This window comes from Acidithiobacillus ferrivorans, from assembly GCF_016250455.1.
Taxonomy (GTDB): Bacteria; Pseudomonadota; Gammaproteobacteria; order Acidithiobacillales; family Acidithiobacillaceae; genus Acidithiobacillus; species Acidithiobacillus ferrivorans.
Genome location: NZ_CP059488.1, coordinates 1,327,624 through 1,349,383 on the forward strand (window position 1 = coordinate 1,327,624; position 21,760 = coordinate 1,349,383).

Annotated in this window: 21 protein-coding genes; 16 read left to right on the plus strand and 5 right to left on the minus strand. The window is 51.3% G+C overall.

All coding sequences use genetic code 11. From position 1 onward, the window contains the following. Nucleotides 1-86 precede the first annotated feature (86 nt). The 6 genes from H2515_RS06605 to H2515_RS06630 all read left to right on the plus strand — a co-directional run bounded on the left by H2515_RS06605 (nucleotide 87) and on the right by H2515_RS06630 (nucleotide 5,841). Nucleotides 87-650: a rusticyanin gene (locus H2515_RS06605; protein WP_198661235.1), complete on the plus strand. Its 564-nt coding sequence runs from the start codon at nucleotides 87-89 to the stop codon at nucleotides 648-650. A gap of 293 nt (nucleotides 651-943) precedes the next feature. Continuing rightward, a complete protein-coding gene (locus H2515_RS06610; protein WP_198661236.1) occupies nucleotides 944-1,897 on the plus strand; it encodes a cytochrome C oxidase assembly protein in 954 nt (317 codons plus the stop codon). 17 nt (nucleotides 1,898-1,914) lie between these two features. After that, nucleotides 1,915-2,859, plus strand: a complete 945-nt coding sequence (locus tag H2515_RS06615; protein WP_035190483.1) for a heme o synthase — start codon at nucleotides 1,915-1,917, stop codon at nucleotides 2,857-2,859. 43 nt (nucleotides 2,860-2,902) lie between these two features. Then, the gene (locus H2515_RS06620; protein ID WP_051984859.1) at nucleotides 2,903-4,096 is read left to right on the plus strand and encodes an MFS transporter; all 1,194 of its coding nucleotides are present in this window, start codon (nucleotides 2,903-2,905) and stop codon (nucleotides 4,094-4,096) included. A 279-nt stretch (nucleotides 4,097-4,375) separates the two neighbouring features. Next, a complete protein-coding gene (locus tag H2515_RS06625; RefSeq protein WP_198661237.1) occupies nucleotides 4,376-4,903 on the plus strand; it encodes a hypothetical protein in 528 nt (175 codons plus the stop codon). 299 nt (nucleotides 4,904-5,202) lie between these two features. Next, complete coding sequence (locus tag H2515_RS06630) at nucleotides 5,203-5,841, plus strand: prolyl hydroxylase family protein (RefSeq protein ID WP_198661238.1); 639 nt, start codon at nucleotides 5,203-5,205, stop codon at nucleotides 5,839-5,841. Between the two features lie 58 nt (nucleotides 5,842-5,899). Here H2515_RS06630 and H2515_RS06635 read toward each other — a convergent pair whose 3' ends face one another. Next, a complete protein-coding gene (locus H2515_RS06635) occupies nucleotides 5,900-6,475 on the minus strand; it encodes a response regulator transcription factor (protein ID WP_014029236.1) in 576 nt (191 codons plus the stop codon). After that, the gene (locus tag H2515_RS06640) at nucleotides 6,475-7,755 is read right to left on the minus strand and encodes an ATP-binding protein (RefSeq protein WP_231551198.1); all 1,281 of its coding nucleotides are present in this window, start codon (nucleotides 7,753-7,755) and stop codon (nucleotides 6,475-6,477) included. Before H2515_RS06640 ends, H2515_RS06635 begins: the two co-directional genes overlap by 1 nt. 766 nt (nucleotides 7,756-8,521) lie before the next feature. Here H2515_RS06640 and traD point away from each other — a divergent pair. After that, nucleotides 8,522-8,860 carry a conjugal transfer protein TraD gene (traD, locus tag H2515_RS06645; protein WP_014029234.1) on the plus strand — a complete coding sequence of 113 codons (339 nt, stop codon included), beginning with the start codon at nucleotides 8,522-8,524 and terminating at the stop codon, nucleotides 8,858-8,860. A gap of 317 nt (nucleotides 8,861-9,177) precedes the next feature. Here traD and H2515_RS06650 read toward each other — a convergent pair whose 3' ends face one another. Continuing rightward, nucleotides 9,178-9,582, minus strand: a complete 405-nt coding sequence (locus tag H2515_RS06650) for a PepSY domain-containing protein (RefSeq protein ID WP_065413905.1) — start codon at nucleotides 9,580-9,582, stop codon at nucleotides 9,178-9,180. Between the two features lie 472 nt (nucleotides 9,583-10,054). Here H2515_RS06650 and H2515_RS06655 point away from each other — a divergent pair, with 472 nt between their 5' ends. The 5 genes from H2515_RS06655 to H2515_RS06670 all read left to right on the plus strand — a co-directional run bounded on the left by H2515_RS06655 (nucleotide 10,055) and on the right by H2515_RS06670 (nucleotide 15,181). Further along, nucleotides 10,055-10,855: a hypothetical protein gene (locus H2515_RS06655; RefSeq protein ID WP_176712624.1), complete on the plus strand. Its 801-nt coding sequence runs from the start codon at nucleotides 10,055-10,057 to the stop codon at nucleotides 10,853-10,855. Nucleotides 10,856-11,717: 862 nt separating this feature from the next. Then, a complete protein-coding gene (locus tag H2515_RS06660) occupies nucleotides 11,718-13,493 on the plus strand; it encodes a cytochrome c biogenesis protein ResB (protein WP_232821596.1) in 1,776 nt (591 codons plus the stop codon). Continuing rightward, nucleotides 13,483-13,929 (plus strand): hypothetical protein, encoded by a 447-nt coding sequence (locus H2515_RS16050; RefSeq protein WP_232821597.1) that lies wholly within the window; start codon nucleotides 13,483-13,485, stop codon nucleotides 13,927-13,929. Before H2515_RS06660 ends, H2515_RS16050 begins: the two co-directional genes overlap by 11 nt. A 123-nt stretch (nucleotides 13,930-14,052) precedes the next feature. After that, a complete protein-coding gene (ccsB, locus tag H2515_RS16055) occupies nucleotides 14,053-14,670 on the plus strand; it encodes a c-type cytochrome biogenesis protein CcsB (RefSeq protein ID WP_232821598.1) in 618 nt (205 codons plus the stop codon). A 145-nt stretch (nucleotides 14,671-14,815) separates the two neighbouring features. After that, complete coding sequence (locus H2515_RS06670) at nucleotides 14,816-15,181, plus strand: hypothetical protein (protein WP_198661240.1); 366 nt, start codon at nucleotides 14,816-14,818, stop codon at nucleotides 15,179-15,181. A gap of 64 nt (nucleotides 15,182-15,245) precedes the next feature. On the opposite strand, the gene H2515_RS06675 is transcribed toward H2515_RS06670, so the two are convergent. Then, nucleotides 15,246-15,920 carry a thioredoxin fold domain-containing protein gene (locus H2515_RS06675; protein ID WP_198661241.1) on the minus strand — a complete coding sequence of 225 codons (675 nt, stop codon included), beginning with the start codon at nucleotides 15,918-15,920 and terminating at the stop codon, nucleotides 15,246-15,248. 570 nt (nucleotides 15,921-16,490) lie between these two features. On the opposite strand from H2515_RS06675, the gene H2515_RS16315 reads away from it, so the two are divergent. From H2515_RS16315 to H2515_RS06690, 4 genes are all read left to right on the plus strand, one after another. Next, nucleotides 16,491-16,616, plus strand: coding sequence for a hypothetical protein (locus H2515_RS16315; protein ID WP_255305460.1), 126 nt, complete (start codon nucleotides 16,491-16,493; stop codon nucleotides 16,614-16,616). 784 nt (nucleotides 16,617-17,400) lie between these two features. After that, entirely contained in the window at nucleotides 17,401-17,841 is a 441-nt protein-coding gene (locus tag H2515_RS06680; protein ID WP_035193912.1) for a hypothetical protein, read from the plus strand. 623 nt (nucleotides 17,842-18,464) lie between these two features. After that, a complete protein-coding gene (locus H2515_RS06685) occupies nucleotides 18,465-19,379 on the plus strand; it encodes a cytochrome c oxidase assembly protein (protein ID WP_232821620.1) in 915 nt (304 codons plus the stop codon). A gap of 347 nt (nucleotides 19,380-19,726) precedes the next feature. Continuing rightward, nucleotides 19,727-20,746 carry a hypothetical protein gene (locus H2515_RS06690; protein WP_035193906.1) on the plus strand — a complete coding sequence of 340 codons (1,020 nt, stop codon included), beginning with the start codon at nucleotides 19,727-19,729 and terminating at the stop codon, nucleotides 20,744-20,746. Between the two features lie 280 nt (nucleotides 20,747-21,026). Here the strand turns inward: H2515_RS06690 and hflD are convergent, their stop codons facing one another. Next, entirely contained in the window at nucleotides 21,027-21,695 is a 669-nt protein-coding gene (gene hflD, locus H2515_RS06695; RefSeq protein ID WP_065413913.1) for a high frequency lysogenization protein HflD, read from the minus strand. Between the last annotated feature and the right edge of the window lie 65 nt (nucleotides 21,696-21,760).

Here is a 21,760-nt window from a genome sequence, read left to right on the forward strand (position 1 = left end):
GCGTATAACATGGTGGGCAGATTAACGTTTTGCGCTGCCATGCTGTTCGGTTCGATTAATGTAATCATAAGGAGAGATCATAAGTTATGAATACGCAGACAAGAATGCAAAAGAACTGGTATGTATCTGTTGGTGCCGCAGCTGTTTTGGCGGCCACTGTGGGTATGGGCACCGCGATGGCTGGCACTTTGGATAGCTCCTGGAAAGAAGCTACGCTTCCCCAGGTAAAGGCCATGTTGCAGAAAGATAGCGGGAAAGTCAGTGGCGACACGGTCACCTACAGCGGCAAGACGGTGCACGTGGTCGCTGCAGCCGTGCTTCCAGGTTTTCCATTTCCGAGCTTTGAAGTCCATGACAAAAAGAATCCCACCCTGGATATTCCCGCAGGGGCCGCGGTGGACGTGACCTTCATCAACACCAACAAGGGGTTTGGTCATAGTTTTGACATTACTCAGAAGGCACCGCCTTATGCAGTTATGCCGGTCATTGACCCCATTGTCGCTGGCACTGGATTTAGTCCAGTTCCCAAGGATGGGAAGTTCGGATATACGAACTTCACCTGGCATCCGACAGCCGGTACTTATTACTACGTGTGTCAGATCCCTGGTCATGCGGCGACGGGCATGTTTGGTAAAATTATTGTTAAGTAAGTCATTAACATTTGTTGCCAAAGTAACAATGTAGTTAGGTAGTGTAGATTATTGTGGCTGGGGCTGGATGCTTATTCATGCTCTGGCCATGATGTATTTATTATAAAATAAGCGTCTGATGCCGTGTTTTTTAATGATATCAAGAAGTTTTGGTGATTGTTTATACTACGATCGGCAAGCCGGAAAGAACTTTTAGTCTCGGTGTACTTTAAATTAATTTTAGTTAAGTGCTGTGTGCAGATCGTCCGAAGAATTTGGAGCCGGTGATTCTTTCACTTGAGGTGGGGTAAATTATGGGGAGCAATATTGATCATGGGGTAACGGAGGAGGGTGCGTATCCAGGCCTAAACGCGCTTCCCCACGCGATAGAAGGGGAGATGACGCCAGCAGTGCGGTTAATTGGCTGGTTAATCACCGGGATGTTGCTGGCGGCGGTTGCGGCCGGTTTGTGGCAGGGCATTGCCGGCCATCAGGGTCTGCTGAGGGATGTGGTCAACGGCCTTGCGGCCAGTGAGGTGGGTTTTGCCATTGTGCTGATTCTCTTGGGCAGCATTGTTGAAGGCTTCGGCTACGGCCTGTCCCTCGGCACCCGCTGGCCCTACACGCGCAACATCGTGGTGTTGATGGTGCGTGGTGACCCCGAAGCCGCGCACCGGATGGTAGCTACCTTGGTGGGTCTGGTCGCTTTGGCCCTGGTGATTCTGTCCCCCAACGTCAGCACCATCAGCGGCCTGTCCCTGATTGTGGTGACCGCCCTGTTTGGCATGGGCACCTTATACGTCCTCGCCGGCCGAGCTCCGGCCATTGTGCACGGTACCCACGGTTTACTGGCTTACGGCGTATTCCTCATCTACCTGACCGGCCTCGTCTATCCGGGCCTCAACTTCTGGGCCTACCTCGGTGCCACTGGCGCCTTACACGCTTTACTGCTCGCCGTCTTATTGGGTGGCATGACCACCGGCCAGCGCGGTTTCGGCACCGCCATTGGCCCCTTCGTCAAACCGCAGAAGGCCGCGCAGTGGACGATTGCCGCCCACATCAGTGCCGCCCTGTTGCTGGTCGCCACGCTCGGCTGGATGATGCCCGCCTATCCCATCGCCTTTTATCTCGCGGTGGTCCAGGTTGCAGTCGGGTTTTTGCTCTTCCATGCCGTCAATCTCAAGCCCAAGGACCCTGGCGTCATGGTGGCCTTTCACCAGTCCATGGTCCTGCTCATGTGTCTCGCCATTGTCCTGCAATGGCGCTAAATGAGGTCGTTAGCATCATGTTAAAAGAAGGATTAAACACCAACAGCCTCGACGATCTTTCCGGGCAGCGGTTGCGGCCGTCTCTCCTCAGCGATCTCTGGGTCCTGGCCAAAGCCCGGGTGGTTTCTCTCCTGGTCTTCACCGCCGCAGTGGGCGAGATTCTCGCCCCCAACGCCCTTATCCACTGGGAATCAGCGGTCGCTGGTCTGGTCGGCATCGCGCTGGCCGGCGGGGCAGGAGGCGTCCTCAACCAGATAGTCGAACCCGCCCTCGACCAGCACATGCGCCGCACCCTGCACCGGCCGCTGGCCGAAGGGCGCATCAGCCGCCCTGGCGCCATCCTGTATGCCGCCATCCTGATGGGTGCCGCCATCGCCATCCTCGCCTGGGGCACCAACCCGCTGACCCTGGTGCTGACGCTGGTGGGTACCGTCGGCTACGGCGTCGTCTATACCCTCTACCTCAAGCCCAGCACCCCCTGGAACATCGTCTGGGGCGGTCTCGCCGGTGCCTTGCCGCCGCTGATCGGCTGGAGCGCCATCACCGGCAGTCTCGCCGCACTGCCCCTGGTCCTCGTCCTGCTGGTCTTCGTCTGGACCCCCGCGCACTTCTGGCCACTGGCCATTTGCTGTCGGCAAGACTACGCCAAAGCCTGCATCCCCATGCTCCCGGTGACCCACGGCGTGGATCGCACCCGCAAGGAAATTCTGAACTACGCCATCCTCACCTGGATCGTCAGTCTGGTTCCCGCCTTTCTGACCGGTGACTGGGTGTATGGCGCTATCGCCGCGCTCTCCGGAGCCTGGTTTGTGTGGATGGCCCTGCACCTCAAAGCCCTGCCGGAAGGCCAAGAGATGGACCGCTACGCCCGGCGGATGTTCGCCTACTCCATCTCCTACCTCTTCCTGCTCTTTACGGCCCTGATTTTGGGTAAACTGGTGATGGGTTATGGCTTCTTCTGAGACCCCCCATCGCGGCAAATCCCGCGCCCCAAAAGGCCCGCCCATGAGCCCGCTCGAGAAGCGGGCCGTAAGCGGTCTGAGTTTCATCTATGTGGCGCGCATGCTCGGTCTTTTTATGCTGATGCCCGTACTGGCACTGGATAATGACCAACTCCGCTACAGCACACCCCTCCTGCTGGGCCTGGCCATCGGCATCTACGGACTGGCCCAGGCCGCCCTCCAGTTTCCCTTCGGGGTTGCCTCCGACCGTTTCGGGCGCAAACGCGTGCTGGTCTTCGGGATCCTGATTTTTGTGCTGGGCTCCCTCTTGGGGGCGGTTACCCACAATATCTGGGGGATCATCCTCGCCCGTCTACTGCAAGGTGCCGGCGCCGTATCCTCGGTCTTGCTGGCCACCGCCGGTGATCTGACCGGCGAGCAGCATCGCACTAAAGCCATGGCCGCCATCGGTGGTAGTATCGCCATAGCTTATGTGCTGGGCATGGCCTTAGGCCCGGTATTTTATGGTGTATGGGGTCTGACGGGGGTTTTTCTGGTCGCCGCCGCACTCGGTGTCCTCGCGCTCTTTCCCCTGTGGAAAGTCATCCCCCCCATCCCGCACAACCATCAGCAGCGCATGGGCAGCTGGCGGGATGCGCTCAGGATGTTCAAACATCCACCGGTACTCACCGCCAGTATCGGCATTTTCATTCTGCAGATGGTACTCGGAGCCAGTTTTGTGGTGCTCTCCCCGGAACTGGTCAATGCCATGCACATTCCCGATGCAGCCGTCTGGGAAGTCTATCTACCGGTGATGCTGCTCTCGGTGGCGGGCATGCTCTACCCGGTCATTTATGCCGAAAGGCACAAACAGCACGGACAGATGCTGGTCTTCAGTGGTCTCGCCATTGCGGCCGGCGCCCTGATCATGGGATTACTGGCCGGGCGGTTCTGGCCGGTGGCTATTGGTGCGGTCATCTTCTTTGTGGGCTACAACATTGCCTCCGCCATTTTGCCCTCCATGATGAGCCGCAGCACCAAACCGGAACAGCGAGGGGCGGCCAGTGGGGTCTACTCGCTGATGCAGTTTCTGGGGATCTTCGTAGGTGGCGTGGTCGGTGGCTGGGGTTTGGGAATGGCGGGCGAGAAAGGCGTCTTTTATATCCTCGCCGTCGTCGGATTACTCCTCGCCCTGCAAAGCTGGAATGGTAAACGGGTGGCGTTGTTACTGAAGCCAGATTATTCTCAAAAATTATAAGATGAGCAGGCACATGCTATTGAGCAAAGCCTCGGCGCGAAATTTCGCGCTTATATTTTGGCCTGATAAGGTGATGGTGGCCGTGCATTGTTAGGAGATCTTTAATGTATGCACTCGGTCTGATTTCGAGTCCTTCAAGGTGCCTACCAGTGCTGTGATGTAACTGGCGGCGGTAATAAAGAATGCTGTCATGGTATTGCTATATGGGCGCATGGCAGGTTTCATAATTGTGTATTTCTCTTGATATGATTTGGCAGTCATATAAGAACAGGAGTTGTTATGACGAAGATGTTTCGATTGGTAATGGTTGCGTTGGCGCTGGCCGCGCCAGGAATGGCGCAGGGTGCGGCCGCCACCCAGATGGAATCGTTTTATGACTGTATTTTGCCTCCGACTCTGGCAGTTTATCATGATGCGATCATTGCCTCTGGTCATGTTGCCAGTGATGTGAGTTTTTATCAAAACAAGAAGCCTGGAGCATCATTTAATGAAGCTAGCTGGCTATATGCGCTGTATGCCAAAAAAAATCTGTCGCGATGTAAGATTCCAATAGACCCAGAGGACGCAAAGAAGTCTTTATCTATTGCTAAGGCGGCTGGGGCGATAATAGATGGGTACATATTATTTACCTGGTCCCCAACACGGTTGGGGCTGGCCAAAGAGTGGCCCAGCATAAAGTCAGGATATGACAAAATAAGAAGCACAATAGGTAATGAGTACTATAAGGTTAGCGTCCCTAAAGGCGTTATAAATACAGATGGCAAGTATGACGCGATGATCCACATGCAGATGGCTCAGATGCAATGAAAATAGCATCCATGTCTAAATGGGGATATGAAGGGCATTGCTGACACATGTGTGCTGGCAATGATCGCTGGTTGTGTGTGTTGCTTCTCTTGTGGGTTGCATGCAACTAGCGGCAATGCTGCGCGGTGGTCGCCAGCATTCGCGAATTGATTCAAGCCAGTGCGGACTGCATTGCTTGTTATCCCGCGTTGTTGTTGGTGTTGCAAAAATGTAAATATAAAGTTAGTTGTGAGATGGTGAATGGGTTTAGGTTGGTGGCTCGGTAAAAATTATTACATATTTTTAAGCAGGGGAATGGTATGGCAGTAAAGATACTTTCCGTGAATGATACTATTGGATTGGTGCACTTCAGCGGACTTTTAAATCCCGAAGAATGCACAGAGTTGATTGCCGCTGGTGGAACCCATGCGAAACCTTCAGAAGTGATCTATGGCGTTTCTGATGTTTCGTCTGAAACATCAGGGCGGCGCAGTACAGTGGCATCCCCATCGGTTGATAAGTATCCAATAATTAAAGCGGTGCGGCGCCGTATTTCATTATTTATTGGAGTTGCAGAGGAAAATCAAGAGCCGCTACAAGTTCTACATTATACCCGTGGCGGGAAGTATGATATACATTATGATTCTTTTTTAGAGGGGTCCCCCCAATTGGAGAATGGCGGGAATCGGGCGTTAACGGTTCTGCTATACCTGAATGATGTAGAACAGGGTGGGTGGACTCAATTTCCACATATTATGGCCAATATAGTACCCAACGCAGGAACTGGTATTTTATTTAGGAATACCGATGCGCAGAATCTCCAGTTGAGAGAGTCGTTGCACGCGGGATTGCCAGTTATCGATGGAGAAAAATGGATTGCCAGTATTTGGATAAGAGAAAAAGCATATATAGCGTTACCTGTTGATCAGACGGATAAAATATCCCGTAGAACATTATGATGTCCAGCGTTTACGCCTTTGCCCTTGATGAAAGAGGGGCGGGCAATGTCCCGCGCACTCAGTGCCGTACGGGGCGTTTATTCAGCTTGCGTTGTAAAGATCGCCGATGTATCCCCAAGCTGCGGGCTGCGGCCGATATATTACCATTGCACGTCATCAGTACTTTGCTGATATGTTCCCATTCTAACCTGCGTGCCGACAAGAAATCGTTTTCAACCGGTGCGGCAGGATTGCCATTATGTTCGTTTAGTCTGGCTATAATCTCATCTGCATCTGCGGGCTTCGTCAGATAATAGACCGCCCCGAGTTTTATGGCCTCAATCGCCGTTGCGATGCTGGCATAGCCGGTTAGAACAAGGATCCTGATGTCCGGGATAATATTCCTTAGCGGCGTTATCAACTCTAATCCAGAAATCCCGGGCATTCGAAGGTCCAGAACTACAGCGTCCGGCAGGTATTTTTCTGCAACAGCAATTGTGTCTGCGGTATCATGCACCGTGCATACCTTAAAACCACGCCTGGAAAAGGCGGTTGATAATACCCGACAAAATGTTTCGTCGTCGTCTACCACCATAATGTTAGAGATCGAAGTGGTATCTATATCTGCGCGGTTTTCTGCGTTTCCGTCGGACATTAGTTGTTCATACTTATGAGCAATGAGGTTAATGGAAGTATGACGCGAGTGCAGGAACCGCCACCCTGCCGATTGAACAATGATACACTTCCTCCCAAACGAGTTATAATAGTGGTGGCGAGGAAGAGTCCCAACCCAAGGCCACCCTCCTTTTTAGAGAAAACGGGTTGCCCGGCATCCTTGACTACATCTGGGGTTACTCCATGTCCAAGGTCGCAAACGTCAATAACAATATTGTGATCGTTACAGTGTATATCTATCTCGACACAATCTGGTGATTCATCGGCAGCATTATTGAAAATATTGGTCAGCGCTTGAGTTAATGTATGCTCCGCAACGATTTTAGCAGCAGATCCAGACCCATCGGAGTGTAGTGTAACATTGACACCAGGGCGGGCAGCCCCCCATTTGGTAACAACCTCATTCAGGTATTCTTCAATATGTACCTGGCAGCCACTGGATGCTTGCAATTGACCAGCAGATGCTGACATGGTGCTTAGGATATGTTTACACCGCTGTAGCTGATCATACAATATGCCCAAGCCTTCAGATAGATCATGAGTTTCTTTATAGTCTTGCTGCAGGTCCTTAGTTATCACCGTCATAGTGGCAAGCGGTGTTCCTAACTCATGGGCAACGCCAGCGGCCAGCGCACCTAAGTCAACAACGCGATCCATCGTTATTTTTTCTTCACGAGCACGCGCAATCGCTTGGTCCCGTTCGTGCTGGCTGTCGCCCATCCTTTTGACGAAATAACTGATAATGCCAGCAATCATGACAAACTCAAACCACATCCCCCATATATGCAGTTTCATTTCATAGGTCGCAAGAGCATGTAATGGTAACGGTATATAAAAAGCCATCAATCCTGAATAACAAGTTACTGTGATCGCGGCCATGGACCAACAATATATCTCTGGAAGGGTGGTTACTGCAATAACTAAGGGCAACAGTAATAAGGCGACAAATGGGTTCGTGGGGCCACCTGAGAAATATAGAAGTGCCACTAAGATGGCAACATCTGCCAATAGCTGTGCAAAGAATTCTTTATTGGTTATGGGCCATTGCAAAGTAAGTCGTATAATGCTTGCAATTATTATTGCAAATTCTATGAGGATAACTGTAGCCATATGCCATATGGGCATATGCCATTTAAGAATGATTGCAATTATGACTATGGTTATGCATTGGCCGATGATGGCCAGCCCGCGCAACAGGAGAACACGCCGCATATTAAAGGCGTGCGGCGACATTGGCTGTTTAGCAGGATACGTGTTCAACAAGGCACCCTGGGTAACAGGGCAACAAACTTCATAAAGATGTCCTATTATGCATAAATGACACCAAAAATGTCCTGATGGGCCGGGTTAAAAACCGATAATTCTAACTGACGGTGATGAAGCGCATTATGTCGCGCAGCATAGCGCTCCACCGCTGTGAAATGCAAGACAACCCGTTCGCGTGGCTCCTTTGCCAGGTTATCTGGGCACCTTACATCAGGAGGCGTGCGCCATAACAAGGCAGGAAGGCAAGGAGCGCGGGATGGGGGCAAGGAAGGGCAAGTCTCTAGTGTGCGATACGAGAACGCTTCTGAGGTGTTGCAGGCATAGTTCAGGCGTCGACGAAGCCAAACGCAAACTCAAGGAGGCGCTTGTTGTTCTGGCCGTTGTCATCCTTCGGTCAGGCTGTCCCACCCAGGGTCAAGGGAGCTGCACAGGAAGTCTACAGTACTGCGAGATTTCCCGGCTTTGGCGGACTTCTCGGCAGGCTGAACTGCTTGCCAGTTCAGCGCGACCATGGCGATGCCTTCTGGATTGTGGCACCTATTTATCTGAACTGATTAGCCGCTCCCTGGCTCTGCAAGCACTTCGTTATGTGGCGACGAAGATATTTCCATTGCCCAACGGTAAGCAAGATATTACGATTTGACATAGCGGATCCTGCAGTGGCAGGGTCTGACGGATTGGTGAATCTTTGAAAACGCCAAATTTATGTCATCAACGGGAGTAAAAAGTTAACTTTTTAGAAAGCACAAGGAGGACTCATATGACATCCCAGGCAGAAAACGCGAAAATACGACATCTCGCGGCTCTAGAATCTGCCAGAAGAGCCAAAGAGACGCTCATCAGTATCCGCAAAAAACAGGATCGGAAAAAGAAATTTGTCGAATGCAAGAACCGCAACCACAAACGATTCATGCTTGGTAGCCTGGTAGAGATGGCGGGAATCCTGAAAATCGATGAAGATACACTCTTGGGTGGCCTTATGGAGCTGGCTAACATCCTGAATGATCCAGCTAAAACCACTACTACTGCGCTCTGGAAGCAGCACGGAGCTGCTACGCTAGCGCAACACGAAACTGCACGCCTCAAAAAGGTAAAGTAACCGACGATGTAAGCAACCCGATATGAGATCACTCCCCTGCATGTCAAGACGTTGGGTATGGATGCAATATTCTGCGGTGACCCAGCAGCCGGAAGCAACTTGTTGCGCGGCCTCGGGCCTTACAGACAAAGCCCATCCGCCCTTTTGGGGCGACTGGGAAGCATGGAGTTTGCAACAGCAGCATTGACCCGCGCGCCTCTGCGTGCGTGATGGGCGCCGCAGAGCAGGCAGACGCGTCGGCCGATCGTCACCGTCAGGTTCGTGCCGACGCTATGCAGGCCCGCGAGGTGGATTGAGCGACTTCCTCTGCTGACCCTTCAGGGCTTGGATACGCCCGGCAGGATCTTTATCTCCAGGAGTTTCTCTGTTTTAGCATCGATAAAAACAGTGTACATCAGATCTTCGCGACTAACGTCTACAACATAGCGCAGACCGCTACCGCCGGAAGCTTTTTCCAACTTCATACCAGTGACCTTGGCGGTGTTCGGGGGGCAAGTCTGCTTGGCGATGGTGAGCGCCTGCAGAGGGTGAAAAAATCCCTTGCTCAGGCGAAATCCGCAAGGCCTACTGGCGTTCATGGCGATGGTCTCTGCTTTGTCCGGGCTGATGCGTGCCTGCTTGGCGTACTGCTGACCCTCATAGGCCCATGCGGCGGTGCTGCTTCCCAGTCCGACGGTACCGATGAGTAAAGCGATAACGAGATGGCGTGACGTGGATTTCATAATACCCCCTTGTTGCCTTAGATTTGGTATATAACATCGTCCCTATTCGCTGGCTGGTAAATGTGGGACCAACCCACCAACCGAATTTAGTATAGTAGGAAAGTTTCCAACGTAAAGGGGATTTCCAGCTTTCCGCGAAAGCCACACGCTTTTTGAGAGATGCGGAACTGCGGTGGAGCCTGGATGCAATCCCCGCCCAGGGCGGAGTGGTTGACGACCTCCAGTTTGTGTGGAAAATGAGCCCGTGCTATAAAAAGATGCCTTACAGCGTTAAGCTGTCGCCCATGACAGCTTACGATACTGTGCAGGAATCCAAACCCGTTCAAAGATCGTTCATATGGTGTACACGCGCAAGGCGAAGCAGTGCAGGACGCTAATGCAGACGTGGATAAGGTGGCGCGGTTTGTGGGAAGCGTTGCGGGCATGCCAATGAGTAGAGGAGGGTAAGCAGTTGATCAGGAGTCGTTTCATTGTGACCGTATCGCTATGGGCATGGGCTGGGAGTGCGCTGGCTTTACCGCTCACCCTCTTTGGTGTCCCCTTGCAGAATGCAACACGCGCCAGCTTGGCGCCAGCTTTACAGAAAGCGGGCCTTCCCCCCACTCCGAACGGCCCCCAGCAATGGTTCGATACCTACCGGATAAACGGGCAGATGCCTCAATTGCAAGGCGCAAGTAAGTTTTTGGTGGAGTATGACAAGCATAACCGCTTTGCTTTCGCCGAGTATAAATTCCCCAGCTTTAACGACACCGGGCAGGTCCAGAATATTATCACCATGGTTGGGTACAAGTATGGACAGCCCAGCAGTATCATCGGTGACATCAAGCACGGGCCGGTCGTGGCACGCTGGAAAGAGGGTGGTGGCATGGAAGTCAAGGTCTGGCGGGGCTGGCCGATAACCACCACGTACATCGATTTGGAGAATGTCGCTATTGTTCATGCGATGCGTGCAGCAGCGCTCACTGGTATGCACGGTTCATCGCCTGCCCGGATGAATGATGCCGGCCCTATCAGTGAAAACAAAGTATGGCAGCCCCCATCACCGGTGGAAGAAATTGCGCAGACTAACAACCAAATCTTTCCAGCGCTGTTGGAATGGGGGGTGATTGCGTTTTTTGCTGTGCCTGCTTTGGGGATGGTTATCTTCGGCCACTTCCTTTCCAGAGTGACTCGTGTCCCCCGTTTTAGCGTGGCTGCACGCATTTTTTTTGCTAAAATAAATCAGTTTATTCGCCGGCCAGGATGGTTTTTGAAGGGCGGGAATGAGCGCTAATGGTGACATCTGGGTTTCCTCATCGCGGGCGCTGATCCAAAAAGAAACGCCGCAAGTAGATCTTCCGCGTCCTCGCGCCGCCATCGCAACAGATCGGTGTGATTTATGCCGAAGCAACTATTGATTTGCATATTATCGGTATTATGTCGCTATCTAGACTCCTTGCCCTTATTTACAAAACTGCATATTAGCATATACTTAAACAAAGATAGTAAGGCTTGCACGATAATAAAAAGAGATAATAATATTCGCAAGACCGTTCTGTAACGGCTTTTTGCCTCCCCCTCAGAAGGTTAGTTAATCGCTCCATGTGAACGTACATGGCTTGATTATGAGCGTTTGATCGGCGCCGCCTCTCCTTCGGTTACGAGCACGATGTGGGTGTCGAGGGAGTGATAAGCATAACGTTAAATTAAGCTGCTCTGATATTGCAAAACACCAGGCGTGAAATGTTGCATCCTGCTAGCACCGAGCCACCATCTACAGCTAACCAAACCCTCTTCCCGCTCGGATCAATGATCATCCTGTATTGATGGAGGACTTGATTGCCATAGGCGCATATGGTATTAAGCTAGTTATTAAAGTCAGTGTTCAAGGGTTTGGCGATAATGCGTGGTCTGAATCTCGTAAATATGCTTCTCCAGTTATCCATGATGGATGATCCACTGCGTCTGCGTGATAGCACGCCATGGGTTTTAAATAAACAGCGGCAGCATTGCTTCATTTTTAAGCGATTTGCATGTGTATTGGGTGGCTCGCTATTTAAACGATTTTATCAGAGGGAACTGATTTGACTAAGCAAAGCTCCGTTGGCGTCGTAAATTATTCGAGAGCCCGCTTAGTAGTAAATTTTCTTGGTTCAATGCGGTTGGCGGTTAGTCTGCTGGTGTTATTGGCCATTGCCTCCATTATCGGGACCGTTCTCAACCAGCAACAACCCTACGAGGACTATGCGTTAAAGTTTGGCCCGTTCTGGTTTGATGTTTTTCGCGATCTCGGCTTATACAACGTTTACCGGACGAATTGGTATCTGGCTATTGTGGGCTTTCTCGTCTTGTCCACCAGCACTTGCCTGATCCGTAACACACCGCGCATGGTCAGGGAAATGCGCGAGCCGGATATGACCATGACATCGGCATATGACCCGCTGGGTATGGCCAATAAAACGGAAATCATTTCGTCGCTGCCTATGGATTCTGCAACGCATATGGTGACAGCCGTTCTGCGTGGGCGCGGCTATCGACCGAGACTGCACGACCGTGGCGACGGCAGTATGGTCATTATTGGCCGCAAGGGCCGTTATAGCCGCATTGGCTATATATTGACGCATGCGGCGATTATCGTGTTTTGTGCGGCAGCCCTTTATAACGCGGATATCCCCGTGAAACTGGCCATGCTGGTAGGTTCCACGCAACCGGAAAACAACTTTCACATTCCATTATCTAAAGTTTCCAAGGCTGCATGGCTGCCGGTTGGCAATCCAGCATACCGCGGTACGGTTACCGTTCCCGAAGGGCAGTCAACGCAGGTAGCCTACGAACTGGTGGGGAACGGTTATCTCGTCCAGCCACTCCCCTTTCGAATTATGTTGCGGCGATTCCACGTCTCCTACTACTCCACCGGCATGCCCAAGGACTTCATTTCCAATATTGTCCTTTACAATAAGCAAGGGAAAGTGCTGAAAGAGGCGAATGTCCGGGTTAATCATCCCCTCAGCTATGAGGGTGTCCAGATATTTCAAGCCAGTTTTGTCGATGGCGGCTCGCTTCTGAAAATGAAACGCTACATGCTTAATAATCCCAGTGCGGGTGCCATCCATCAAGAAGGCCGCGTCGGGCAAGCCGTGGATCTTTCTGGCACCACATACACACTAAAGCTCAAAAACTTCTCATTGGATAATGTGGTGCCTGCCGCAGCCATCGAATCCGTGCCGGCAGGGGACCAGCAACACATCAACCTGGGCCCGAGTTTTACGTCCATCGCGCAAAGCGGGTCCGGATCCGGCGCCGAATTCAAAACCTACATGCAGCCCATCTCGAAAAGCGGACAATCTTATTTTGTACAGGGTGTCAGAACAGCATTTGGCACCCCCTACCAATACCTCTTCATTCCAACCGGGCCCAATGGAAGCATTGGGCTATTCATGAAATATTTATCGGCCTTGCAAAAACAGGCGACTGTAAATAGTGGTGAAAACAACAAGAGTTACGTTCTGAACACCTTCAGACAAGTGATCGCCAGGAACGCCCCTGCCATGACGCCAGATGCCGAGGCCTATTTTCAATCGGCCATCAGCGCCATATTGCAACTGAAGGCGTACCCGGTGCCCTTTATTGTCACCCTGACCGGATTTGATCACCGCTGGGCGGCTGGGCTGGAGGTAACGAAATGGCCGGCCACCATCGTGATCTACTGGGGCTGCGCCGTGCTGGTTCTTGGTATATTTATACTCTTCTATCTGCCGCAGCGCCGCCTTTCGGTGGTATTGCGCGCATTGACAGAGGGCACAGAAGTGATCATCGGCGGCACCAGCAGCCGAAACCCGTATGAGTTCACCAAAGAGTTTGATGGATTGGTGACCCGTCTCAGAAGTGTCCTGAAGAATCAGGATGATCAGAAGGAGAATAATGATGGCTAGTTCACGAGCAGATGACTTGGTTGCGCTCACAAAGATTGAAGCAGAAGGACGCTGGATTAACCGCCTTAGCAGGCTCGACTTGTTGTGGTTCGCCGGACTCACGGTTACCGTCGGTGTGTTGGTGGATGTTTTTAACAGTCAGTTTTGGTTCTGGCAATATGTGGTCCTGGCCACCTGGTATGTCACGCTCGTTGCCGTTGGCGTCCATTGGCGCGCCTTTCAAGCGGCCTTCCTGACCGTGCTGAGTGCCGCATTGCTGGGTGTCTGGCTATATAGCATCGGGCAAACGCCCGCCAACGACATCATCTTGCGCTACGTGCTCCAGGGTTACGCTGGTGCCATGTGGATGATCGGCTTTCTTTTGGCGGCGACTGCGGCCTACCTGATATACCTTTTTACCCTCTCGGAAAAAGTGGGGCGTCTGGCAACGGGCTGACCTGGGTCGGAGTGCTCATGGGCTTCATTGCCCTTGGTGTGCGGTGGCGCGAAACCTACCTCGGGCATCCTGATTGGGGGCATGTTCCGGTGACCAATCTTTGGGAGGTGATGATTGTATTTTGTGCGGCGACCTCCTCTTTACCTCTACTATGAATCCCGCTTCAAGTCCAAAGCACTAGGCGCTTTTGTTATGCCGTTGGTGGCGGTGTCTGCAGTGTTTCTGGCCTGGCTCACGTTTGTCCAGCATATGAATCGCATAGCCCCTATCATTCCAGCATTGCAGAGCTTCTGGATGAAGCTGCATGTGCCCATGATGTTTGTGTCTTATGCGAACTTTACCATCGCCAGTCTGGTGGGCCTCGCCTACATTCTCGCTGACCGCTCGCGGAGAAGCGGCGGTGGCGGAATTCTTGCACGAGCGCTGCCCAGTGGGGAGATTATGGACAACATGATGTCCAAGGCGATTGCCCTTGGCTTTTTATTGTTCACGATTGCCACCATCCTTGGTGCTGTCTGGGCTGCCAAGGCCTGGGGCGGGTTTTGGTCATGGGATCCCAAGGAGACCTGGGCGCTGATCGTTTGGCTGAATTATGCGGGATATCTTCATGCGCGCACCAGCAAGGGATGGCGTGGCAAGCAGATGGCGTGGTGGTCATTCATGAGTCTATGGGTGGTCACCTTCTGCTTTCTTGGCGTCAACCTCTTCCTTTCCGGGTTGCATTCCTATGGCAAGCTGTAATTAAACTAATATACCATCGGTGCTCTGAACTTCGTGCCAGGCGAAGGCGGAGGGCGGAAGTATTTCTGTTGTGGAGGTGTGGCATGCGCTTTTTAAATGCCACACGAATTAACAGAATATAATTCTTGGTATTAAAGGGTCTTAAATGAAGCAGCTGATCATACTTGTTACTACGTTAAACATGGAAGATCTGGTCGCCATTACGGATATCTTTGATGGCGCCAGAGCTGCCTCTGATGATTATCATGTTGAAATAATACTGACTGGAGAATCTGGGATTATTGCAACATTGCAGGCGGCGGAAAATGGTCTGGATGTAAAATTGATGTACTCGATATATGAATCTATGAGGACTGCAAAATCATCCGGTGTAAAGATTAATATTTGTGAGAGGTCTATCGAGTGGTGCAATTTAAATAATAACAAACTTATTCCTGAGATAGATAGCATAGTAAGCAGCCAGTATATTATGGAACGATCTACGCCCGATACCTATGTTGTTTATCTGTGAATGTATAGTTTAATTATATGGTTCTGCGTCTGATATCTAAAAATATAACGCTAAGTTGTTGCAATTATTGCAATTTCGGTAGTAGGGCCAAAAGTTGTTTTTGGCTTACAAACCCAGTTATCAGACCCAGCTTCCCTTTTTGGGGTAGATAGATGATGTCTGGCAGTTCATTGATATTTACCTCTTGTAAGAATTTATTGTTTACTTCTATTTTTTTAATTGCCGTGATCGTTTTCTGAGGCGCGGCTCCGATTGAATCTGTCGCCTGTGGTAGGTTGGCAGGTTTGCCGGTGGTCATGCTGTTACCAATTTCCTGCTCGGCATGTTGTAATGCTGCTATGGGATTGTTTGCCTGCAATATAGCAGCAGCCTCCGGCATGCTGCTGGGTTTTATTATGGCAACGGGAACATAACGAACCGTTAATTTACCTTCACGAATAAGAGGTGCTTCAGTAACATATATCAGGTGGCAATATGGACAATTTGTATCGGTGAAATCGTATATTATTGGCCCATGGTGACCTTCCTGAATAAACGCCAGACGTTTCCCCATCAGGTTCCAAAGGTTACTCGCAGTCATTTTGTTGGGAGTGCTAGTGTTCTGTGCGGCGGCCGCTGTTGTCGTGCTGCTTGGTGGCGTGGATGCGGGCGGCGCTTTTTTTGCGCACGCACCGATAAGTGCCACAGCAATAAACATCAAAAAAAACCGAACGATTAAACCTATTGAAATATTTGCCATTTGTCTGCCTGTATGTTTTTCGTCAATACGCTACTTACAACTTCTCGTGGATTAAGAAATGCTATCCTCATCTTAATCGTGAGCGCTCGATGATGGCCTGTGGGCGTGGATTGTTTTCCTATTGTTATCAGGTTACGGGGTATACTTTCACGGCCTTGTGTCCGCAAAAAGAAGTTGCACCTATGCATCTGAAGCTTGAGGACGTAGCCCGTACCGCAGTATGCGTCTCTTTCTTGACACAGGCGGAAGAAAATAAGACGACGCCGACCATGATGGAAATACGAATACATGTGGAATATTTCAACGATGCTAACGGCATAATTATGGTCCTTTGTTCAATGGTAGCTTTCATGCTAACGTCATGAGGTCGACGTATCCTAGCTGGTCGGCGCCAAGTATTTGGTAAAAAGCTAACGCCCCTAAAAATGTGCATAGTGAAGCTGGCCAAAAATGAGTCCATCTTGACGGAGCCCTTATGCCACATGCGAAGCCGTTATACGGTTCTTTCAGAATACTGCCTCAGATTATAGCGCCGGGCAAGCGGTTGGCCTCCCGAGTTTGGGGAGCGGCATGCAAGATTATACAGTTCTGGTGCTGCGTCCGGCTATGGCCCGCCGGGAAGCGCATTGGTCATTCGTCTTTGGGGTTGCCAAGCGATACGCCGAAGCCACCTCTTTGGCCGGGGCTCTTCTCTAACAAACGACATTTTCCTTTCACTGCCCACGGCTTCGGCGGACCTGGCCCCGTTGGCCAGTGTAACGGCATCTTTCGATCGGGCTGGCTTGGTCTTTGGTGGCGATACTTGCTGCAATCTGTCTGGCGGCATTCGCAGCGGATGCCAATAGCCTTGGCAATGCCTTTTCCTGGGATCCACCAGGTTACCCTATGTTGCACAGCCTCAAAAATTGAGCGCAGGACTCTAGCTGAGCAGTTCACTTGAAATATAACAAGATCTCACTTATACATACGCAATGTGACTAGATTGCGTGTCGATAGGTGGGCGTCGCAGTGCTGGGCGTCCATCACGCTGTTCCAGCGAGACGCAAAGCGGGGGCCAGACTGTTGTAGTTACAGCAGACTGCTGGAAAGTGTCGTTGGTATGGCTTGTCAAGCCCAGGTAGAGGATGTTTCATGCCGGCCCGGAACTGTATTTGTCCTTTGCGGGGCAAAGCAGATGGAAGCTATTATTCTCAACCAAGGTAAGGATGTTGTCTTGAAACGATATTCTGGAAATTTTTACTGGTCTTGGTATAAAGCTTGATGCTGAAGCAATAAGGTAAAGTAAGAGATGTGTTACAAGTATGACCAAGATGGATGACCTGTAGCACTGGCGTGGGGGCTCGCTTTCGGTGCTGCTGATGCACGCGCCCACTCTTTTGAACCAGGCGCTTTTCACTACGCTGAATTTGTTGGTCATGATGACAGGTTGTTAAAAGTATTATAGGTAACCATATAATCACCACAGGCTAAGGAAAATAAAATGGTAAAAATAGCTAAAGTAACTATAGCATTTGTTGTTGTACAAATGCTCTCCGGGTGTGCACTATCTGGTGGTAGAGGACAGGCAAGCTCTTACGAAGGAATCGCATCTCAGCAGGATATCCAAAAAATTTCTCTCATACCACCAAAACAATTATCGAGAGAGGTAAAGCATTCCAGTAAAATACCGGATCAGCAATACCAAATAGCCAATACGCCAAAAAACGAAGCATCGAATTTAGATGAGAATCTGTCTGCTGAAACAGTGAGATTCCGTGAACATATAAAAATTGGCGATCAGTCCCAATGTGGTATGGTTGTGAATATAAGAGAGTCCATCGCCAAGGTGCAGATGACTGATGGAGAAAAATGGATGAAAATATCTGGTTTATATCCTGCCAATTCTGGGCGTGCATGTCGGTTTAGTGTCGACGGTAGATAATCTGGGGGGGCTCAAAAAATCCATGGTGTAATGAATGGGTGCAGTTGCAGATTATTTGCAGTTTCATCGCCCCCGCTTGCGAGGGTTGATCGAAGTGGGTATCGTAATTCGTTTTGTGCAAGAAGTTCATCAGCGCTTATGCTCACCGTATGGATTCGCGCTGTTTTTTTGTCGCTGCATTATGGACGGTACTGGTGGCGGCAGGGGTGGTCACAGTCCAATTCCCGCCTCGGCACCGCGAAGTTCCCCCATTTTGGCGTAGGGGGGGGGGCGGCAGGTGAGTGAGGGCAGCCCTGGGCATATGAGCGCGGTCCGCAAGGAGGGAGAGATTGACATTTGCAAATATAGTATTATAAGTACCAAGGGGTGAATTGTGCGTTGCATATTAGCGTGTGGTGATGTGCAGGTTTTCTCAAGACATGGAAGCCGTAGTATAACTTGAGCGCACAGGTCTAGCACTTCATTCCACGCGTTGGCTATTTTAATTGCCAGAAAATATCGCCTGAGAATGCGGCAGTGTCGTTACCAAATTGTCCTACCGTGCGCAGCATTAACCGAGACATACGAATGGTGGATGCATAATTATATGTGGAGGTGTCAACATGAAGAGATCGTCTGTGAATATGCTTGCATGGATTAAAGGCCTGATGGCACATCAAGCAATCGCTATGACGGCAATATTGGCGGTGTTGTCAATGTATGCTGTTGGATTTTATATGGCGGGCGAAAAGTATGATTTTTCTACCACATGGTTCTTGTATATAAATCCTATTATATTATTGGCTGCAATGGCAGTTATGGGGCAATATCTTTATCAGTATGATAGTCATTTTGCTAATGGACGACCGCGTATCGCATGGCCTCAGTGGAAAATGTGGTCATTCATCGCAGGGCTCTTTCTGACAATCATTCTATGGAATTCGCCAATGAATTTTTTGGTTCACCGGTCGATGACAATTTACACCATAAAGTTAATGGGCGAATTCGAGCTGGCAGCGCCACTTTTGGTGCTTGGTATACCCGACAATGTGACCATTAATAACAAGCGCTATTTATATGGATTGCTTAGGTTCGCGCACAATCCGGCGGTGAGTAGCCTCGCTTTACTGTCACTATTGGTTTTGTGGAGTATGTCCAGCCAGATGTATCTTGGGTTAAAATACAGTGTTATATTCACGTTGTTACCAGGGGCGTATCTTGCTCTAGGGATTATTCTGTGGATGCAGTCTCTTAAGGTGCTTCCGTCCTTGCCAAATCTTCGAAATCACTTGCAAAAAGCGGGCTATGTATTTGTAACCGAGGTGATTATGATGGGGATGGGCGGAATGTGGTTTTGGAGTTCCACAAGCACCAATCCTATGGGGTCATCACATATACTTTGGGGGATGACCCCGCTATCAGATCAACGCTCTGCCGGGATAGCAATGATGGCGCTATCATTGCCGACAATGTGTCTCGTAAGTTGGCACTTTTGGCGATGGATAGAAGATGTTTTACATGACCCAGAAACGCTGCTTTTTGTTGATAGTGAAGACTGATGTATCCTCCAAAAGTCAATAAATGAGCAGTATGAAAGTCAGGGGTCTTACGGACTTCCGGGGTCGGGAGTGCAGCTAATGGCCCCCACGCCTTGAAAAGGGATCCAGCTTTGCGTCTCTACAAGAAAAGTAAAGTGCAGGAGACACTGCTCACTTGGTGGGTATCGCTTATCGTAACACTACGCTTGTAAAGAAATTTGCGCATACTCTACGTTGCGGTACTAAAAATACAACCAGAGTGGAGCCTGTCATCCCGGCAGAAAAGCCATTCGCCGAAGTGTAAGGAGGGGAATGGCTGCGTATTTGCACAGCCGTGCATCTCGGTATGCCAGTAATAGGAGAAAACAGTGTCACGTACTAATACCAGCAATACCATCTCACCGACAGCCAGTGCACTGACGCGTTTAGCCGCCCGCTGCTTTATTGACGGCGATCACGCCCTGCTATCGGCACTGGGCGATGCGATAGATGCGCTTCTGGTAGATGAGGATGACGAAACCCTCCAGGCAGTATCCGATGAACTGGTCGAACAGGATATGGAGGCAGCGGCGGATTTCTGGGAGTTCGCCAAAGAGCGCGCGGAGATGTTCCTGACGGAGACCGGTGAAGTGACCACTCTCTTTGCTATTCCCATTCTGGAGCCGGACCAAATTGCCGGATTTTCTGCCGATCTGGTCGCCGCAGCGCTAGTCCGCTACGGCCTTGTTTGCGAGCGTGCGACCGTCACTTTTTATCCGCTTCCCGTCGATGGCGGATGTTTACTGAATATGGATCCGGTGGACATTTTTCGCTTGCACCGTCAGATGGGCATGGACCACCGCCTGGTAGCGGAGATGCTGAGCAACCCGCCGACGCCGCAAAGCGTACCGTCCTATATCTGCTTTATAGGTACGATCACCTATCCTGCACAACTTCCAGGGCCTTGCCTGGCCTGGCAACTGGATGTAGGAGAGTATCTGGAGCGGTACGGGAAATGGTCCGAGCATGTCGATCAGGAAGCGTTGTGGCTGGAGACCAGATGCAATGCGTTAGGCATTCCGGGCCGCTTTGTCTTTGCCGTCCGTGAGGGGGCTCAGGAGTATCAAGAACTGGTGCTGGTGGAATTTATCCAGAATGCGGTAAATTTTTCGCAGAAACCACAGCACATCCTGGCAAAACTCACAGACGGCATAATGGAAGATATGACTCTGGAGTTGTACGACGCACAACAGCATTTTGGCGCATTGCGGATATCATGGCGATCCCTGGGTGAAACGCGCGCGGAAATACTGGAAAAACTCTTTGATGCGTTGCGGGTAGGCGGCATTTCCGGAATGATGTTTGGGACCCACGAAATGTCCACCAAACGCGACAAGGCTGTGCATTGAGATGACTGCTCCGGCAACAATTGAGTAGAGCCTCTGCGGGAGTATCTGGGAGGGTGTTTGATCCAGGGCTTTTTGACCTGGATGAAGCGCAGGTAGTGATGGAATGATTCCCCCTTCGGTATGGGGCTGGGAGTTTCCCATGGAAACGAATGGCTGTGAGAATGCAAGTCTGCCCCGACAGCCGGGCTCCGATCCTCGGCCCTTCTCAGCGCTTCGAAAATGCGGTCGGTTTGCGGGTGTGGCGCGCATCTAGACACCTGTGGGCGATGCGGGAGGGGGGTTAAAAAGTGCTGTGCTGTGGATGGATGGCTAGCAGTTCTTCTGCTTCCTGGCAGAGTCCGCGTCGTTCCAGGATGGTGCCGGGCAGGTGACCGCCCGCCTGGCGCCACAAGACCGCCGCACGAATGCCGCTGAGCAGGAGGGTGCGGATGCGTGCGGCATCGTCAGGATCGCTCAGAAAGCGGCTTTCACCGCTGACAATGATGCGCGGGCGCAGGGTACCGATGGCCTCGGTGTAAGTTTGAGCGAGTCCGGCAATGATGCTGCGCTGTGCCGGATCGCTAAAGTGGACGACCTGGCGCTGTGCCTGTTCGATGCCTTCCTGGACGCGTTGGGTAGCGGACGAATTTGTAAGCAGACGTTTGCCAAGGGTGGCTAACGCCATGCTGTAACGTAGTAGTTCGGCCTCTAGGGTGTTGCTGGGGCCGCGTTGTAGCAGGGGGCAGAGCAGGGCCAGGGGCTGACGCAGGCTGTCGATATCGCCCAAGGCACGCAGGCTGTCCTGGCACTCCAGAGCGAGAATGCTCTGAATACAGGTCTGCAGCAGTTCTCCAGGCTGAGTACCATTGCGCGCAATGCTCTGCACCAGCAGGGCACTGCGCAGGACGCCAGCGAGGGCCAGGGCGCGGTCGCGGCGGCGCCGGGCATCAGGAAGAAGGAATGACCACATGGTTTTGAGCCTGTCTGGAGAAAGGGCGGATGTGCTGGGAATGAGAGCGTGCCTGACCAAGCTGC

Excerpts from the sequence above, each read along its gene's own strand:
- traD (WP_014029234.1), top strand. The coding sequence starts at position 8,522 with ATGACATCCCAGGCAGAAAACGCGAAAATACGACATCTCGCGGCTCTA.
- H2515_RS06615 (WP_035190483.1), top strand. The coding sequence starts at position 1,915 with ATGTTAAAAGAAGGATTAAACACCAACAGCCTCGACGATCTTTCCGGG.
- H2515_RS06625 (WP_198661237.1), top strand. The coding sequence starts at position 4,376 with ATGACGAAGATGTTTCGATTGGTAATGGTTGCGTTGGCGCTGGCCGCG.
- H2515_RS06650 (WP_065413905.1), bottom strand. The coding sequence starts at position 9,582 with ATGAAATCCACGTCACGCCATCTCGTTATCGCTTTACTCATCGGTACC.
- H2515_RS06660 (WP_232821596.1), top strand. The coding sequence starts at position 11,718 with ATGCGGTTGGCGGTTAGTCTGCTGGTGTTATTGGCCATTGCCTCCATT.
- H2515_RS06685 (WP_232821620.1), top strand. The coding sequence starts at position 18,465 with ATGCTTGCATGGATTAAAGGCCTGATGGCACATCAAGCAATCGCTATG.
- H2515_RS06680 (WP_035193912.1), top strand. The coding sequence starts at position 17,401 with ATGGTAAAAATAGCTAAAGTAACTATAGCATTTGTTGTTGTACAAATG.
- H2515_RS06675 (WP_198661241.1), bottom strand. The coding sequence starts at position 15,920 with ATGGCAAATATTTCAATAGGTTTAATCGTTCGGTTTTTTTTGATGTTT.
- H2515_RS06620 (WP_051984859.1), top strand. The coding sequence starts at position 2,903 with ATGAGCCCGCTCGAGAAGCGGGCCGTAAGCGGTCTGAGTTTCATCTAT.
- H2515_RS16050 (WP_232821597.1), top strand. The coding sequence starts at position 13,483 with ATGATGGCTAGTTCACGAGCAGATGACTTGGTTGCGCTCACAAAGATT.
- H2515_RS06605 (WP_198661235.1), top strand. The coding sequence starts at position 87 with ATGAATACGCAGACAAGAATGCAAAAGAACTGGTATGTATCTGTTGGT.
- H2515_RS06635 (WP_014029236.1), bottom strand. The coding sequence starts at position 6,475 with ATGTCCGACGGAAACGCAGAAAACCGCGCAGATATAGATACCACTTCG.
- H2515_RS06670 (WP_198661240.1), top strand. The coding sequence starts at position 14,816 with ATGAAGCAGCTGATCATACTTGTTACTACGTTAAACATGGAAGATCTG.
- H2515_RS16315 (WP_255305460.1), top strand. The coding sequence starts at position 16,491 with ATGCAAGATTATACAGTTCTGGTGCTGCGTCCGGCTATGGCCCGCCGG.
- H2515_RS06610 (WP_198661236.1), top strand. The coding sequence starts at position 944 with ATGGGGAGCAATATTGATCATGGGGTAACGGAGGAGGGTGCGTATCCA.
- hflD (WP_065413913.1), bottom strand. The coding sequence starts at position 21,695 with ATGTGGTCATTCCTTCTTCCTGATGCCCGGCGCCGCCGCGACCGCGCC.
- H2515_RS06630 (WP_198661238.1), top strand. The coding sequence starts at position 5,203 with ATGGCAGTAAAGATACTTTCCGTGAATGATACTATTGGATTGGTGCAC.